The 15,733-nt window shown below is 40.8% G+C and carries 15 protein-coding genes and 1 tRNA gene; 11 read left to right on the top strand and 5 right to left on the bottom strand.

Annotation, left to right across the window (positions count from 1 at the left end; all coding sequences use genetic code 11):
* The first annotated feature begins 85 nt into the window (after positions 1-85).
* The 4 genes from ACWPOD_RS10915 to ACWPOD_RS10900 are packed head-to-tail and all read left to right on the top strand — an operon-like array spanning position 86 to position 3,298.
* Positions 86-1,129, top strand: a complete 1,044-nt coding sequence (locus ACWPOD_RS10915) for a potassium channel protein (RefSeq protein WP_053807179.1) — start codon at positions 86-88, stop codon at positions 1,127-1,129.
* A complete protein-coding gene (locus ACWPOD_RS10910; RefSeq protein WP_005390766.1) occupies positions 1,129-1,545 on the top strand; it encodes a DUF350 domain-containing protein in 417 nt (138 codons plus the stop codon). Before ACWPOD_RS10915 ends, ACWPOD_RS10910 begins: the two co-directional genes overlap by 1 nt.
* 8 nt (positions 1,546-1,553) lie before the next feature.
* A complete protein-coding gene (locus ACWPOD_RS10905; protein ID WP_005390768.1) occupies positions 1,554-2,123 on the top strand; it encodes a DUF1190 domain-containing protein in 570 nt (189 codons plus the stop codon).
* 8 nt (positions 2,124-2,131) lie between these two features.
* Positions 2,132-3,298, top strand: a complete 1,167-nt coding sequence (locus ACWPOD_RS10900; protein WP_456231891.1) for a glutathionylspermidine synthase family protein — start codon at positions 2,132-2,134, stop codon at positions 3,296-3,298.
* A gap of 73 nt (positions 3,299-3,371) precedes the next feature.
* On the opposite strand, the gene ACWPOD_RS10895 is transcribed toward ACWPOD_RS10900, so the two are convergent.
* The gene (locus ACWPOD_RS10895; RefSeq protein ID WP_005390772.1) at positions 3,372-3,983 is read right to left on the bottom strand and encodes a YecA/YgfB family protein; all 612 of its coding nucleotides are present in this window, start codon (positions 3,981-3,983) and stop codon (positions 3,372-3,374) included.
* A gap of 53 nt (positions 3,984-4,036) precedes the next feature.
* Here ACWPOD_RS10895 and ACWPOD_RS10890 point away from each other — a divergent pair, with 53 nt between their 5' ends.
* From ACWPOD_RS10890 to ACWPOD_RS10875, 4 genes are all read left to right on the top strand, one after another.
* Positions 4,037-6,457, top strand: coding sequence for an ATP-binding protein (locus ACWPOD_RS10890; RefSeq protein ID WP_456231890.1), 2,421 nt, complete (start codon positions 4,037-4,039; stop codon positions 6,455-6,457).
* A 519-nt stretch (positions 6,458-6,976) separates the two neighbouring features.
* The gene (locus ACWPOD_RS10885) at positions 6,977-7,426 is read left to right on the top strand and encodes an L-alanine exporter AlaE (protein WP_047008566.1); all 450 of its coding nucleotides are present in this window, start codon (positions 6,977-6,979) and stop codon (positions 7,424-7,426) included.
* Positions 7,427-7,570: 144 nt separating this feature from the next.
* A tRNA-Ser gene (locus ACWPOD_RS10880) sits at positions 7,571-7,658 on the top strand.
* 93 nt (positions 7,659-7,751) lie between these two features.
* The gene (locus tag ACWPOD_RS10875; RefSeq protein ID WP_025592911.1) at positions 7,752-9,449 is read left to right on the top strand and encodes a site-specific integrase; all 1,698 of its coding nucleotides are present in this window, start codon (positions 7,752-7,754) and stop codon (positions 9,447-9,449) included.
* Positions 9,450-9,705: 256 nt separating this feature from the next.
* On the opposite strand, the gene ACWPOD_RS10870 is transcribed toward ACWPOD_RS10875, so the two are convergent.
* The 4 genes from ACWPOD_RS10870 to ACWPOD_RS10855 all read right to left on the bottom strand — a co-directional run bounded on the left by ACWPOD_RS10870 (position 9,706) and on the right by ACWPOD_RS10855 (position 12,057).
* Positions 9,706-10,614 carry a hypothetical protein gene (locus ACWPOD_RS10870; RefSeq protein WP_025592912.1) on the bottom strand — a complete coding sequence of 303 codons (909 nt, stop codon included), beginning with the start codon at positions 10,612-10,614 and terminating at the stop codon, positions 9,706-9,708.
* A gap of 174 nt (positions 10,615-10,788) precedes the next feature.
* The gene (locus tag ACWPOD_RS10865; RefSeq protein WP_140085355.1) at positions 10,789-10,980 is read right to left on the bottom strand and encodes a hypothetical protein; all 192 of its coding nucleotides are present in this window, start codon (positions 10,978-10,980) and stop codon (positions 10,789-10,791) included.
* 20 nt (positions 10,981-11,000) lie between these two features.
* Complete coding sequence (gene rnhA / locus ACWPOD_RS10860; RefSeq protein ID WP_025626751.1) at positions 11,001-11,468, bottom strand: ribonuclease HI; 468 nt, start codon at positions 11,466-11,468, stop codon at positions 11,001-11,003.
* Positions 11,449-12,057: a recombinase family protein gene (locus tag ACWPOD_RS10855; protein WP_005459841.1), complete on the bottom strand. Its 609-nt coding sequence runs from the start codon at positions 12,055-12,057 to the stop codon at positions 11,449-11,451. Before ACWPOD_RS10855 ends, rnhA begins: the two co-directional genes overlap by 20 nt.
* Positions 12,058-12,261: 204 nt before the next feature.
* Between ACWPOD_RS10855 and ACWPOD_RS10850 the strand changes: the two genes are divergently transcribed.
* The 3 genes from ACWPOD_RS10850 to ACWPOD_RS10840 all read left to right on the top strand — a co-directional run bounded on the left by ACWPOD_RS10850 (position 12,262) and on the right by ACWPOD_RS10840 (position 15,212).
* A complete protein-coding gene (locus ACWPOD_RS10850; RefSeq protein ID WP_447074364.1) occupies positions 12,262-12,579 on the top strand; it encodes a hypothetical protein in 318 nt (105 codons plus the stop codon).
* A 337-nt stretch (positions 12,580-12,916) separates the two neighbouring features.
* Complete coding sequence (locus ACWPOD_RS10845; RefSeq protein WP_456231889.1) at positions 12,917-14,941, top strand: hypothetical protein; 2,025 nt, start codon at positions 12,917-12,919, stop codon at positions 14,939-14,941.
* Complete coding sequence (locus ACWPOD_RS10840; protein WP_447074360.1) at positions 14,922-15,212, top strand: hypothetical protein; 291 nt, start codon at positions 14,922-14,924, stop codon at positions 15,210-15,212. Before ACWPOD_RS10845 ends, ACWPOD_RS10840 begins: the two co-directional genes overlap by 20 nt.
* The last annotated feature ends 521 nt before the right edge of the window (positions 15,213-15,733 follow it).

The raw sequence follows: 15,733 nt of genomic DNA, 5'->3' as shown, positions 1-15,733 counted from the left end.
CCAGCCGAATATGGCTGGTTTTTTTGTGTCTTACTATCAATGAGTTAATATTGATGCAATCAATGAATATCGAGGTTATAAATTTATGGCGGTGTGGTTAGTAGTTAAAAAGTGGCTTAGTTCACACCTTTTTAAATTGAGCAACCGAAGTCTTCTCATCTTTAGTGGCTTGTATGTGAGCCTTTCATGGGGACTGCTCGTTCTCGCCGGTGAAACCGCATTAACAGACAGCTTCTCTAACTTTATCTATTACCTTATGGTTACGGCGAGTACGGTTGGCTATGGCGATCATTCTCCAGTGACAGATTTGGGTAAATGGGTTGTTGTTCTGTTTGTGATCCCAGGCGGTTTGAGCCTATTCGCTGCATTATTGGGACGTGTCGCTGGAGCAGCGATGGATTACTGGCGAGCGGGTATTTTAGGAAAACGGAGAGTAAGAGTGGAAAACCATATTGTATTGTTGGGTTGGAATGGATCGAGAACGATGCACCTTATTCGCATGTTACAACATGAAGAAGAGGGGAAGCGTCCGATTGTTTTATGCAGCCGTTCAGAAATAGAAAACCCGTTGCCAGGCGAGATCAGTTTTATCAAAGTGACCAGCTACACGGATTCGCAAGAGATGAAAAACGCCAATATTGCTGAAGCAGCTTGCGTTATTGTTGATAACCTCTCGGACGATATTACGCTGTCAGCCGCGCTGTACTGCGCTTCTGTGAATCCTTCCGCACATTTGGTCGCTTACTTTAAAGATGAGGCGTTAGGCCGTCTTTTAAGTCAACACTGTCCTAAAGCGGAATGCATACCTGCAGTTGGCGCAGAAATGTTGGCAAAAGCGGCGGTAGATCCAGGCTCAAGTGCACTTCACCAAGAGCTATTAGCTTCAACACGGGGTATGACTCAATACTCGGTCATTTATCCTGAAAGGCTGCCAGTAACTACTGTTGAGAGTCTCTTCGTTTTTCTCAAAAGACGTCATCATGCCACGCTAATTGCTTTTGACATTGGCCATGGTATCCAACTCAACCCAGATTTAGATGCAGAAGTACCACCGAGTACCAAGCTGTTTTACATTGCAGATGAACGTATTGAAGATTTTGCATGGAAAGAAATGAACAAGGAACAATAATGCACATGATTGCTGACCTGTTAGCAGGTTTTCCCAATTTTTTACTCTATTTTTCTGTTTCTATTATTTTCGTTTTGGCGTTTAAGTTCATCTACGTCAAGCTTACGCCTTACGATGAATGGCACCTGATCAAAGAAAAGCAAAATACAGCGGCAGCGATTGCACTAAGTGGCGCATTTCTTGGTTATTGTATTGCGATTTCGGGGGCTGCAAAAAACTCAGTCAACATTGTCGATTTTATGGTGTGGGGCGTTGTTGCAATGCTGGCGCAGATCATTGCATTTGCGATTGTACGTTTTGTTTTACTTCCAAAAGTGACTGAGCGTATCGAAAAAGATGAGCTGCCTGCCGGTATTGTATTAGCGGCTGTTTCTATATCGGTCGGTGTATTAAATGCCGCTTGTATGACGTACTAGGAGGGACGATGAAGCGGAGTTCTAACGTTAAACGTTCTTCCATGGACAAAAGTTTAAAGCTTGGGAAAATTATTCCCTTTGCTGCTTTTGGCGGTATTTTCTTCTTTGCGACACAAGAATCGAAAACCGAAGGCTACATTTTTTCTGACGCTGATGAATGCAAATCAAACTCTCCAGAGTTCAGTGAGCAGTGTGACATTGCTTATCAAGAAGCTTTGGCTCGCGCCGAACGAAATGCCCCTCGCTACAACAATGAGTTCGAATGTGAAAATGATTTTTACGAAGACGATTGTTACTACAGTTCCAGTTCCCGAGCTTATGTGCCTCACTTTGGGGGCTTCTTTTACAGTCGAGCACTGAGCGGTTTGAAAGGTTACAACAAGAGCTATTACTCTGAACCAATGTATCGCTATAAATCCAAATTCTATAATGGTGCCGGACAATTTTTTGGTTCCTATCGTAATCAGCCGACGAAGGTTGCGACCAGTAACCTAAATAAACGTGGTGGCGGAACTATTGGTAGAGCAATGTCTCGAGGCGGGTTTGGTAAAGCGGTATCGGTCAGCCGAGGCGGTTAATAAGCACTATGTTTCGACGAGAAATACAAGAACGAGAAAACTGGCGTGATTTAGCACGCCAGTTTGGTTTTGGCTTCCATTCCATGTATGACCAACCGTATTGGGATGAGAGTGCTTACTATCAATTCACGCTTGAGCAAATAGAGAACGATATTGAAGCGCCCACTGAAGAGCTGCATCAGATGTGTCTGGCTATTGTGGATGAAGTAGTTCGGAGTGATAGGTTGCTGACGCAATGTGCGATCCCTGAATTTATGTGGGAGCAGGTTGCTTCTTCGTGGCACCGAAATGAACCCTCACTCTATTCGCGTCTGGATTTTGCATACAACGGAACTTCGCCAGCTAAGTTACTGGAGAACAATGCGGATACGCCGACCAGCCTGTTTGAAACGGGTTTTTGGCAGTGGGTGTGGTTAGAGGATGTTGTAAATAAAGGTCTAATTCACCAGAGCGCGGATCAATTCAACATTCTTCAAGATTTTTTGATTGAGCGTTTTTCCGAGATAGCCAAATATCAACCCGGGCAAACCCTTCACTTTAGCTGCTGCAAATACACTGAAGAAGATAAAGGGACTGTCCAGTATTTAGAAGATTGCGCGCGCGAAGCTGGGTTAGCGACGGCGTTTGTTTATGTCGAAGATATTGGTGCGACGGAAGATGGTCAGTTCGTGGATGCAGATGACAGAGCGATTCGTTGGATGTTCAAGCTTTATCCGTGGGAGTTTATGTTTGAAGAGGAATATGCGAAATACTTAGCGACCGCGAAAGTGAATTGGTTAGAACCCATGTGGAAGTCGATTCTATCCAACAAAGCACTTTTACCGTTATTGTGGGAGCGCTTTCCGAATCATCCTAATCTTTTACCTGCCTATTTTGCTAACGATTCAAAAGCGAACGGTTTGAAAGACTATGTAATCAAACCACTATTCTCTCGAGAAGGCGCAAATATTGAGATCGTCAAAGGTGGGAAACGCGTACTCAAAACGGCAGGGCCTTATGAATCTAAATTCAATATCGTCCAGCAGTATCATCCGTTACCCAAGTTTGGGCAAAGCCATACGTTAATTGGCAGCTGGCTAGTCAACGATAGAGCCGCTGGGATTTCGATTCGGGAAGACACTAGCTTAGTCACGCAAGATATGGCGCGATATATTCCACATGTGATTTTAACATGATCAAAAAAGCTCTCCATCCAGAGAGCTTGTGTCTATTCAGCGGTTCAATCTTGATGGTCGACAGCGTTGTGTCTTATTGTTCTTCAGCTAATGCAACACCGCGCTGAGTAAGACCACATAGCATCACTGGCATGGCATTGAAAATCTCTTCAAACTGTTCTAAGCCTTCCATACCTTGTTCTGCCAATGTTTCAATGGTCGTTTCTGGATCGTAAAGCATCGTAAGAGAAAGCAAAACACCGCCGAGCAGAGCATTATCTTCGCTGTCCTCTGGCATTAGCGTTTCCCAGTCATCACGAGCAAGTTGCCAACCTTGTAATACACCTTCACAGAAATCACGGGTCTGGCTTGTTACAATATCTTGTTCATCTAACGCGCATCCTTCAGGCCACTGCCAAGATCCTTCTAGAAGAGCAGGACGAGTTTGGTTCCACATTTGTACAATCTCATCAATGTATTGCTCTAATTGCTCACCGTCAGTAAATGGCGCTGTTTCTTCACCACCCCATAAGAATGGCAACCACTCTTGAGGCATTAATACGTTTGGCGCTGCAGCCATCGCTGTTACAAAGCCTTGAGTTTTTGCTAGGTTTAGTAGTTTACCGTCAAGTTCTGGGAGAGAAAGGATGTCTTGTAGTTTCAAAATAGAATACCATTTGTTAATGGGCTGGTTGATTGCGCTCATCTTACCAATCAATTTGTGATAAATCGATATTAGGGAATGATTCACAGACATCTATGGAAATTCGCTCATCACTTAGAAAAAAAAGCATTCTCGCCCTGACACTGTACCTGTGTTTCTTTATCGCAACGATTGGTTCTGTTGCTTATTTGGTTGTCGAGCCTCCGGTTAGGCAAAAGCTAGAGCAAAACCTAGAGTTACGCACCCAACTCCTTGCTCTAGAGATTAAAGAGCCTCTCCTTAGCTCTACCGGTGTATTGAGTAGCCTTGCAGGACTCGCCCAGGGGACTGAAAATATTCAATCTCTCAACACGACAATTCCGCATATTCTCCAATTGAGTGATGAGATGCTCGTCAGTGGTGGCGTATGGCCTAAACCAGAACTCAAAGCTGAACAATGGCGATATAAAAGCCTATTCTTCAACAAAAACAGTGATGGCGGTATTGACCAAATTCACTCCTACAATAATCCTGAATCTGGCGGCTATGATAATGAACCATGGTATAAGGCAGCTGCTGACGCGCCAGTTGGTTCTGTGAGTTGGTCTACGGTTTATATCGACACTTTTACTCAGGTTCAGATGATTACTGCGTCTTCCCCATATTATCAAAACGGTCAATTCGCTGGCGTTGTAACGGTAGACTTATCGCTTGATGCACTTTTTCAGTTTATTCGAGAGCACACGAACCTGCACTCTTTAGGTGTGGTGGTTCGCGATGCTGACTCGAACGTGATTATTGAGCACAACTTCCAACTAACAGACGAAATTTATGTCAGTGAGCTTGATTTTGGAGAGTTCGATTGGCGCATGGAAGTTGTCAACGCGAAAGCTAAAGTAGCCGATCAAGTGTTTGAACAAGTCATGAGTGTTGAGGGGAGGATCATTCCATTCTTACTCTTGTGTGTACTGGTCGGGTATTACTTGCTGAATCGTTACATTGTCGAACCGATTGTCCGTATTGCGGCTAAGATTGATGACTCGAAAACTGGCGGGATCATAGACATTGACTACGATAGCGAAGATGAAATTGGACAGCTCATCGAGAAGTTCAATGAAAAAACCATCTATCTAGAGCAAGAGAGAATAAAAGCCCAGGCTTCGACGAACGCTAAAACGGCATTTTTAGCCACATTATCCCATGAAATTCGTACGCCAATGAACGGTGTATTAGGAACCGCTCAGATATTGTTAAAAACGCCACTCACCGATGATCAACGTAAGCACCTGAGAACACTTTATGACTCAGGTGATCATATGATGACGTTACTTAATGAGATTTTAGATTACTCAAAAATTGAGCAAGGACATGTTGAATTCGAAAATACGCCTTTCCCAATTGAGTCGATCATCGGCAGCATAAAAAGTGTTTATCAAACACTATGTGCAGAAAAAGGCCTTCGCTTTAGAGTCGTGTCTCATTTACCAACAGGGCGCTGGTACAACAATGACAAAGCCCGTCTGCGCCAAGTATTGTTTAACCTACTAAACAACGCTGTCAAGTTCACCGACCGAGGCATCGTAGAGGTAGAGCTGACCGAGAAATCGAGCAAGGCAGGTACCAAGCTTATTCTCGCGGTGAAAGATACCGGTATCGGTATTTCTCAAGAAGCGCAAAAACGCATTTTCCGTCCTTTTGAACAAGCGGAGTCCTCGACGACTAGGCGGTTTGGTGGTACAGGGCTTGGTTTGGCGATAGTAAAAGAAATTGCCGAGCATATGGGAGGGCATGTGATTGTGCAGAGTCAAGAGAATGTCGGGACAACCTTTACCGTCGAGATCGCGCTTACGCCTTGTGAGTCTGGGAAAGTGGAAGCAGTCAATGCACATAAGCTGAATTGCAAAGGTTTGAAAGCGCTCATTGTCGAAGACAACCGAACAAATGCGATCATTATGGAAACTTTCCTAAGAGCCAAAGGCTTTGAGTGCACAAGTGTTGAAAATGGTCAGCTTGCCGTCGATGAGGTGGCCGTTCAGTCATTTGATTTGATATTAATGGACAATCATATGCCTGTTCTTGATGGTGTTGGGGCGATATCAGCCATTCGAGCGATGAGTTCGCCTGTAAAGTCGGTACTGATCTTTGGCTGCACAGCGGATGTATTCAAAGAAACACAAGAGCGCATGATAAATGTAGGAGCCGACCACATAATTGCGAAACCAATTGTGGAGTCTGAATTAAATGATGCGTTATATCTCCATGCAGCACGGTTATACCAATACCAGTCGGACTTTGGTGATAATACAACGGATATCCTTGATGCGGAAAAGTGGCTACTAAACTTCTATGTTGCTCTAGATAATGGTCATCTCAACGAAGCGTTAGAGGCTATTTCAGCGATTATTGCTCAAGTCACCCCTGATGCTAATAAAGACGTTTCTTTAGTTGCCGAGCGAATAAGGCGTAACTTAAAGCGTCAGCAGTCTCCAAACCAAGATGATATCGACACCTTAACGCTCTTGCTCGTATCATCATAGCTTAATCCATATAGCGCGATTCAATGCAATCATGAATTGTCTTTACTCTTCATACCTAACCTTTAGCTGAATCGTCTATTTTTTCCTTACTTTCAATTAGCTTAGCGCTGCTGTTAGATTCTGTCATAAGAGAAACGGTGCGGCTCTCAGTTGCGCTCACATCGGGAATACTCTGAATTTTTACAACTCAGTAGCATAAGTTATTAGAATGATCGTTTATTCCCTGAACTTTATCCTAACCCTCCATCCAAACAATCACTTATCCCACTTTTTGTGTAAGTTAAATCCGTATTTTTCTACCATTTTTACGTCATTTTAGGCGTTTTTAGTTGTTGGTGGTGAAAAAAACTACTTTCATTTTAAAAAATGGTTATAAATTTACAACTTGATTTCAAATACAGTGCCATACGCTGCTTTTTATGTGATTTAATTGCCTTATTAACTGGTCATGTATTTGTTTGACGGTTGATAGTTTTATTTTGTTTATTGTTGGTGGTATTTAATTTTAGGGGTTGGTTAATGAAGTCTCGCGGACCATTTTGTATTCGTCACGCCGCAGCGGATACCTTTGCTATGGTTGTTTTTTGCTTTATCACAGGGATGATTGTCGAGATTTTGATTTCAGGGATGACGTTTGAGCAATCTTTAGCATCACGTACACTATCTATTCCAGTGAATATTGCTATTGCTTGGCCGTATGGCGTTTTTCGTGATTGGGTACTACGTCAGGGTAACAAGGTATCGCCGTCTTCATTTATGAAAAACGTATCTGATCTGGTCGCTTATGTGCTTTTTCAGTCTCCAGTTTATGCGGGAATTTTATTCGCAGTTGGTGCGTCTACAGACCAAATAGTGACCGCGGTGACAAGTAACGCCATTATTTCTTGCGGTATGGGTGTGTTGTATGGGTACTTCTTGGACATGTGCCGCCGTTGGTTCCGTGTTCCCGGTTATTCTCAAGGCATCTAAATGCCCCAGTTTTGCTCAATTTAGTTACTTAGTGAGCAATCGAGTGGAAAAGGGCGCTTTTTTTTATGTTTAGCCTTGACCATCAGGCACATAATCATTAAATTAGCGCCTCGTTAGCCAATGATGCTAACCAAAAATTGATTCGGTGAGTTGTCCGAGTGGCTGAAGGAGCACGCCTGGAAAGTGTGTATACGGCAACGTATCGAGAGTTCGAATCTCTCACTCACCGCCACATTCTATAAGCCCTTGTAGTGTAAGAACTTCTTATAATACAGGGGTTTGGTGTTTTAATGTAAGCTGCCTACTGGTACAAAGAGTAGGTACAATGTCGAACATCATGGCAAGTCCTTATAAGCATCCTAAAACTGGTGTTTACTACTTTAGAATGGCTGTCCCCAAAAAGCTGGTTCCTATAATCGGTAAGACAGTCTTCAAGAAATCTCTTCAAACGAAAAACCTTTCTGAAGCTAAACCACGATTTACTGAGTGTCTATTCGATGCGCAGAAGCAGATCGCCGTTGCTCAGTTAAAACTATCTAATTCATCCAATGTCGAACTCAATGTTAGAGACTGTGCAATCATCGCAGAGCGTTGGTATGAACACGTAAAGAATGAAGTTGATACCTCTGGTAACTACGATCTTTTCCTAAAAAGGGATGTAGATGCGGAAGGCACAGTCCGTGAATTTGGCTTGTCTGATATTTTGTCCATATGTGGCAACGAGGTTAATACTGCTACTCCTGACCAGCTTCAAGAGCTAGCAGATGAACTAAAAGAGTTTATTGTTGCTCAACTAGATAGAGAGGGTTTAGTTGTCTCTTCTCACAGTGAGTCTTTCCGTCAATTAGCAGTAGCTTTCTATCACTACATTCATCGCATCGAAGCGCTATGTAGAGCACGTTACAACCGTGACTATGGCTACGAAGCAGTATCTAATCCTATTGCAGACAAACCTCTGTCAGTTAACCCTTTAGCTAACAAACACCAGCCTAAACGTAAAAAGGCATCTCAATACTCTATATCTAATGTGTTTAAGAGGTATCACCAGTCTGAAACTCTTAAGGACAAAGACGCTAAAGCATTGTATGAGGCAGGCCTTCAGATTGAGCGTCTAATCGAAGTTATCGGAGATCTGGATGTTACTGAAGTAACTCGTGCGCATATCGTTGAGTTTCGAGATACATTGCTTCAGTTACCTAAGTCTAAAGTTGCAAGTATCAGGAATAGACCTCTTCTAGAGCAAATTGAACTTGTAAAGATACAAGGTCTAGAGACTTTAAGTGCTACTACGGTGAAGAACTGTCTACGCAAGACCTCTGTTGTGTTTAGCTATGCCGTTGAACTAGGCATCATCGACTCTAATCCACACGTAGGTGTGCGTGTTGCCACGGCGGAGAAGAAGACTGAAGCTAATGAGGGAAAAGGCTACACTGACTCAGAAATGCGTCGACTGTTCCAAGCTGACGTATTTAATGATGTTAATGCTCGTAAACCTTATGGTATGGCTTGTTATTGGGTTCCTTTGTTGTGCAGATATACAGGTGCACGCCTAGAGGAGATGTCTCAACTACATAAGTCAGATGTATCCCAATCAGACTCAGGCATACATTACCTCAATATCCGTCGAGGTGAGGGGCAAAGCGTTAAGAATAACTCTTCACTGAGACACGTACCTATCCCTGCTCATCTGATAGAACTAGGTTTCTTAGATTATGTTGCGGAGTCAGGCGGCTTCTTGTTCCCTGAGCTTAAAGAGAACAAATACGGCAAGAAATCAGCGGCACTCAGTAAGTGGTGGGGTCAAACAGTCAGGTCTCTAGGTATACACACAACCCAACCGGCTCATGCGTTTAGGCATACTTTCAAGACGGCTCTGCGCAGACTGGGTATTGCTGACACTGTTAGTGACGCTATTACTGGTCATACTCCAGCGGGTGTAGGCGGTTCATATGGTACGGTTGAGTTGGAGACGAAGAAAGAAGCTATCGACCGTCTCCCTCGTTTAGCTTTAAGCAGGCTATAAGAACATTACTTAGTTAGAGTTTACAGGTGCTATTGTTTAAACATCTTTTCTGAAAAGTTTTTGTTTAAGTTGTTGTTTTTAAAATATTAAATTTATATCTTTAAGTTTAAATACTCCTATAGTGACCACCTAGAGATCTCAGCGGTCACGAGTGACCACCCTAGCGTTTGCTCAAAGATAGCCACCAGCTTGGGGATACCGCTAAGATCTCTGTTGGTTTTGTCTGCTGTAATTCCTAGATTTTCGCTATGAGCCGTTAGAATTTCTCGTATCCATCACTTTCGCCGTACTTTAGAATGACTTCGTTTTCATCCCAACTACGCTTTACGACAATTCCTAAAGCTCTTTTATCTAAAGTATTTAATGCCTTTCTAAAGGCCATAGGGTTTCTTTGGATTAAATCCTTGAGGGACTCTTTCTGATAACTTATTTCATTGAGTTCTAGTTCTTCTTCAGATAAAGCAGCCTCAAACCTATTACCTTTATAAGCTTTTGATAATCTGCTGATAATTGGAAACCCATCCTTATCGAAATCGTCAGGCATTACCTCAAATCTCTTTAATAGCTTTTTTCTAAGCTTTTCTGCCGCCTTTTGATAATCACTCGACCACTCTTTCACATTAGGTAAACCAACCTCGATACAGGCTTTCTGAGCGTTCAAAATATGTAATCCTTGGGATTCACTGCAATCAAATAACTTAGCGGTTTTGCGCTTTGAAAGTGGTTCTAGGTTTTCCCCCTGCATCAAAGACTGCTTAAACTTGTTTTGCCATATCTCAGACTGATCTAAGGCTGTACCGTGTTCCACGTTCTTAGTAAGAGAATCCAGATAAGCCTCTGCTTCTGTATAGCCTCGATAAATTTTCACGGGGACTAAAAGGTTTTGGCTTGGGTTGTCTTTAAGGAACTTGTGGCATGCCTCTGTGCGGTGGAAACCGCTCACTACATACAACTCACCGTAAATATCATAGGCTTCTATTGGTTCCCTAATGCCATTACCGTTCTCTAAACTGGTAAGAATGTTTCTGAGTTGCCTTTGTCTACTGTTTTCTGAAGCTGCTCTGTCTGCTCTTTTAGCTATTAACTGTGTTTGTCTGCTTTGAAACCTTTCATCGAGAACAAGCTGTCTAGGGTCAATTTGCTCTAAAGTGCACTGTTTCATCATCGTTTACTGCTGGTATAACTCTATCTTGTGGTTGGTTAGTATGATTGAACCTCACAAACACTCTACCTCTTGATAATTGTGGGTAGGGGGGGCGTTAGCTTCCGAGTTTGTTCCTACTTCGATTGCATCGCCCCCTGACGTTTACACAAAATGTGATTTACAAAAGTTCATTTTTTAAAATAGACGACCATACCAGTTGCCTACATGCGTTCGGATTACGGGTAGGCCATCTTTTGCCGCTTTCTTTGCATTTTTCACTGAACAGACAAACCATGCTTTGACTTCAGGTATGCGGTGATAGTTGTCTATCTCGTTAAGTTCAACTTCTGGTAGGATAAAATCTTCAACTAATGTAGTTTGTTCCATGTTGTTATACCTTTGTAATTTTACTTTTGTGGAATAGCAGAGTAAGCAAGCATGTGAACTCTCTCGTTTAGAGGATGACCATTGTGTGCTTTTACCCACTCCCAAGAAACATTCATTGATTCGTTCAGTTCGTCCAATTTCTGCCATAAGTCTGCGTTAAGGACGGGTTTTCTGTCACTCCTACGCCAACCATTACGCTTCCAGCCACGTATCCATGTAGTAATGCCATTTTTTACATACTGGCTGTCTGTGTGGACTGTTATAGGGTTGTGCGGATATTTCTTATATATAACCTCTAACGCTTTAATTGCTGCCGTTAGTTCCATTCTGTTGCTGGTGGTCTTTCTTTCATGTCCAGAGCGTTCTAGTTTTTTGTCTGCTCTGGTTAGTATGAATGCCCAGCCGCCTATGCATTTCTGCGTAATACATGAACCGTCTGTGTAGGCGTTAATTACTTCTTTAGCGTTGCTAGTTACTGTTGTTTCCATTTTTCTCCTTACTCTTCTTTGATTCTGCGTAGAGGCGCTTAACCGTTGATTGAGAGATGTTAAGCTTCTCTGCGGTTTTGGATATGGACAATCCTTCATTCCTTAGCTTTGCCACTTTGTCTGCACTTGCTTTGGCAGGACGACCAATAGTTTTGCCTTCAGCCCTTGCTCTTGCTTGACCCTCAATTGTTCGTTCTCTAATACGATCTTTTTCAAACTCAGCAAAAGCTAAAAACATTTTCAACATTAACTGACCTTCAGGGCTGTTTAGGTCGTTATGTGGTAAATCTAAACAGTGGATATTGATACCTTTGTCCATCAAAAGCTTGATCGTTTGTTGTACATCTATGTTGTCACGTCCTAAACGGTCTAGCTTTAAGACCACCAGCGTGTCACCTGCAACAAGCTTGTGCTCAATAAGAATCCTGAAGCCTTTACGTTCCAAAGCACAAACACCACCTGATACAACATCTTCAACTACAAAAGCTTCGTTGACTTCATATCCTCTGTCTTTGAAGGCTTGTATTTGGTTCGCTGTTGTCTGCTCTGTTGTAGAGACTCGACAATAGAAATAAGTCCTCGTACTCATTAGCCCTCGCATACCACTCTGAAAAAGTAGTATGGATTTTATGAGCCTAGGTCAAAATGTCAAGAGGGTACTTATGAGACGTTTTTGTCTCATACTATGCGGGTAGGTTCGAAAACGAATGGTTTTGAGCCGCTAGAAAGCGCATTACTCAATACTCCATACACTATTAGTTACCTATAATGATAAATAGGTGAGCTTGCAAAAATGAGAAAAGATGATATGGAAGACCATACGGAATCAGAAAAATACTTTAATGATCAAGCGATTGAAATTTTGGTGGAGATTGGTTGTATCGAAAGAGGTTCTCCTACTCATGGTGTTTTAAAGCAGTACCTTGGTAGGGGCTATGATTCTCTTTCTAATAATCAGAGACATCATTTTCATGAATCAGTTAAGCCTTTATTGAGTCAAAAGTGTTTTGTATGTGGTGAACCCCTAAGCCTTGATGAGCTTGTATCTGAATTGGGGGAGACTAATCGAATGTGTGGATATCATCGCTACCAAGTTACTAAAGATGATTAGTAACAGATAGAGACGTAGCTGTAAGCGATATGTGCTGTTGATTGTGCCCATCAGGTTCTTATAAGTGCTCAAGACGATAGTACCTATAAATTTAAATTAACCTCAACTGGTACTGTTCGGCCATGATTTGACCGTAGCCATATAGGTATATCTCATGGGTATACTAAACCTACTTATATTGAGTTTGACTTGAGGCTCAGGTAAGGTAACTTATTGAAGGAAGTGGACTTTGGGTGTGGTGTTATGACTTTTTGATTGGTGGATACAGGCTGATTGTTAATTGTAACATAATCTTTAGTTGATTGAGATAATGTACTAAAAATGGATTTAAAGAACGATGATAAAGATCGACTTTCACATACATACAGTTTACACACAATCAGATCCAGCTTTTGAATATTCTTTTGATACATTAAAGAGATATGTACTTACATCAGACTTGGATTGTATTGCTATAACTAACCACAATATATTTGATAGGCTTCAATATGAAGAAATCAGAAGTGGATTAAGTATTAAAGTATTTCCTGGTATTGAAGTTGACCTAGAGGGAGGTCATATCCTAGTCATAGCTAATGATAATGATGTTGAAGATTTTAGTGCTAAATGTGACCAAGTAAGGTTGTTGATAAGATACCCAAGCCCTAGTATTACAATTGCAGAATTTAGAGATATATTTAAAGATTTGAGTAAGTATATCCTTATTCCTCATTATGATAAATCACCTAAAATCCCTCTTAATATCATTAAGGGGCTAGATGGTATTACTTGTGGGGAGGTGCAGTCAGCAAAAAAATTCATCCAGAAATACAATGATAGTGATTCATTAGTTCCTGTTTTATTTAGTGACCAAAGGATGAGGGACTCTTTAGAGTCTTTTGAAAGTAAGTGTACATTCATAAACATTGAATCCAAAGAATTTAGTGATATTAAGAGAGGTTTGACTAAGAAAGACTATGTTAGCTTGACTAGAAGTGAAGGGAACAAGTTTTTTGAAATTGCTGATACAGGGATTAAACTATCTACGGGTCTAAATGTTATTCTAGGTAAACGCTCATCAGGAAAGTCATTTACTTTAGAGCAAATAGCAGCAAATTGTGGAGAAGATGATGTAAAATACATCAAGCAGTTTGAGCTATTAGAACGTAATGATGAAAGAGACCAAAAAGAATTTGACCAAACTGTAAGTCGTAACCAAAGTGATTATACAGAGCGTTTTTTGTCTCAGTTTAAAATCGTTGTAGATGATGTGCGTAGTGTAAATATCAAAAGCGATGAAAAGGATTTGGAAAATTATTTATCTTCTCTAATGGATAATGCTAATAACCAAGCTAGGCAGGATATTTACTCAAAAACTGTTATGTTTTCAGAGCATGAGTATCAGCTAAAGCAGCTTAAAACTCTTGAGGAATTAATTTCATCTGTTGAAGTCCTACTTGAGAATACTCAATATACTGACATTATTGAAAAATCTGTAAGTAGAGATTCACTAAAGAGTTTATATACTGACTTGGTTTGTAAGTATAAGAGTGATGTTTTATCAAATAGAAAAAAGCAATATGTAAACAGTGTTGTGGCGAAAATTCAAGAGGAGCTTAATTACAAGGCTAGCTTAAAGGTGGTAGAAAATATAGACTTTAGAAAAATTGCACTTAATAGGTCGAAAGCAGAAAAGTTTAAGTTTCTTGTTGAGTCCTTAAAACAGGAAAAAGAAATTGGAAGGAAAGATCTATTCGGATACTCTGTTGTTGCTGAGAGAGGCAAGTTTAGCGGTGCATCTGAGTTGAAGAAAGTCTGGACACAGAAGCCCTCGCTTGTCTCAGCTTATAATAGCTACAATGAACCTTTTGAATACATGAATAAGCTTAGTGAAGCTGGTGTAGATGATGTGGATATATATAAGCTCTTCACAAAGGTCACATATAAAATACTAAATAAATATGGGACTCCGGTCTCAGGTGGGGAAAGATCAGAATATAGATTGTTGAAAAACCTACATGATGCAAAAGACTTTGATATTTTGCTTATCGATGAGCCAGAGTCATCTTTTGATAATGTTTTTCTATTTGAAAGCGTAAACAAAAAAATAAAAGACCTATCAAAGAATATGCCAGTAGTTGTTGTTACACACAACAGTACAGTTGGTGCTTCAATTTCACCAGATTACTTAATTTATACGTCAAAGACATTTGAAAATGGTGAGTTGATTCATGATGTGTACTATGGTCACCCTACAAGCAAATACTTAGAAACTAATTGCGGCAAAAAAATTGAGAATTACCAGATACAAATAAACTCTTTGGAAGCTGGTGTTGAACCATATTCAGTGAGAGGTAAAGATTATGAAAATCTTAAAAATTGAACCCAATGGAAATGCACTTTATTTAAAGGGGGATGGTACATGGGCTAGTATTATTGAAATTGATAAGGATGACACTTTGAGGTTGCTGGACTTATGTATTTCTCATAATGTTGAGATAGACAAGTTTGATAGTGAGAAAATAAAAAACCCCGCTCAGAATATTATATATAAGAGTATTTACATTAAATTCACTGAGTTTATAGATGGCAAGCAAGGGTTCCTAGATGAAGTTGATGGTCTTTATAAGGACGCATTGAGCAAGTACAGTTAACCTAAAAGCTCATTAGAAGAATTAGAAATCATGCGTTGTTGGTAGCTCAGTCTTTGCTAGTTTTTAATGATAGTAGGTGTTTTATACATGTATGAGGTATCCCACTTACCTGTCGTGCTCCTTAGGCATGCTAGAGGTGGTACAAAAAACTGGTACAAAACTTTAGATTGATATATATTTAAGTTGTTGATATTAAATAATTTACACTTGGTGGCTTGCAATCGAGAGTTCGAATCTCTCACTCACCGCCACATTTGAGCCCTAGCAGAAATGCTGGGGCTTTTTCGTATTACGCGACAAGTTCAATCCCAGAGCTGTATATCGTATTGATTCTCAATTACTCATTGAGTCGGCAAGCCCTTCAAAAAGCCTCCTTTTTTATTCATCTTTTGTTACACATTTTCCGTACAGGTAGTGCGTTTTTATTCGCATGTTGTGATGAGCGTTCCTTATTAAATTTTCCATAAAATCAATTAATTGTTGAAATTAGAACGCTTGTCAAAAAGTCATCAGATATCATG

Source organism: Vibrio sp. JZG120 (assembly GCF_053890955.1).
The sequence above is the reverse complement of the archived record's forward strand: the minus strand, read 5'-3'. Positions and strand labels throughout refer to the sequence as shown.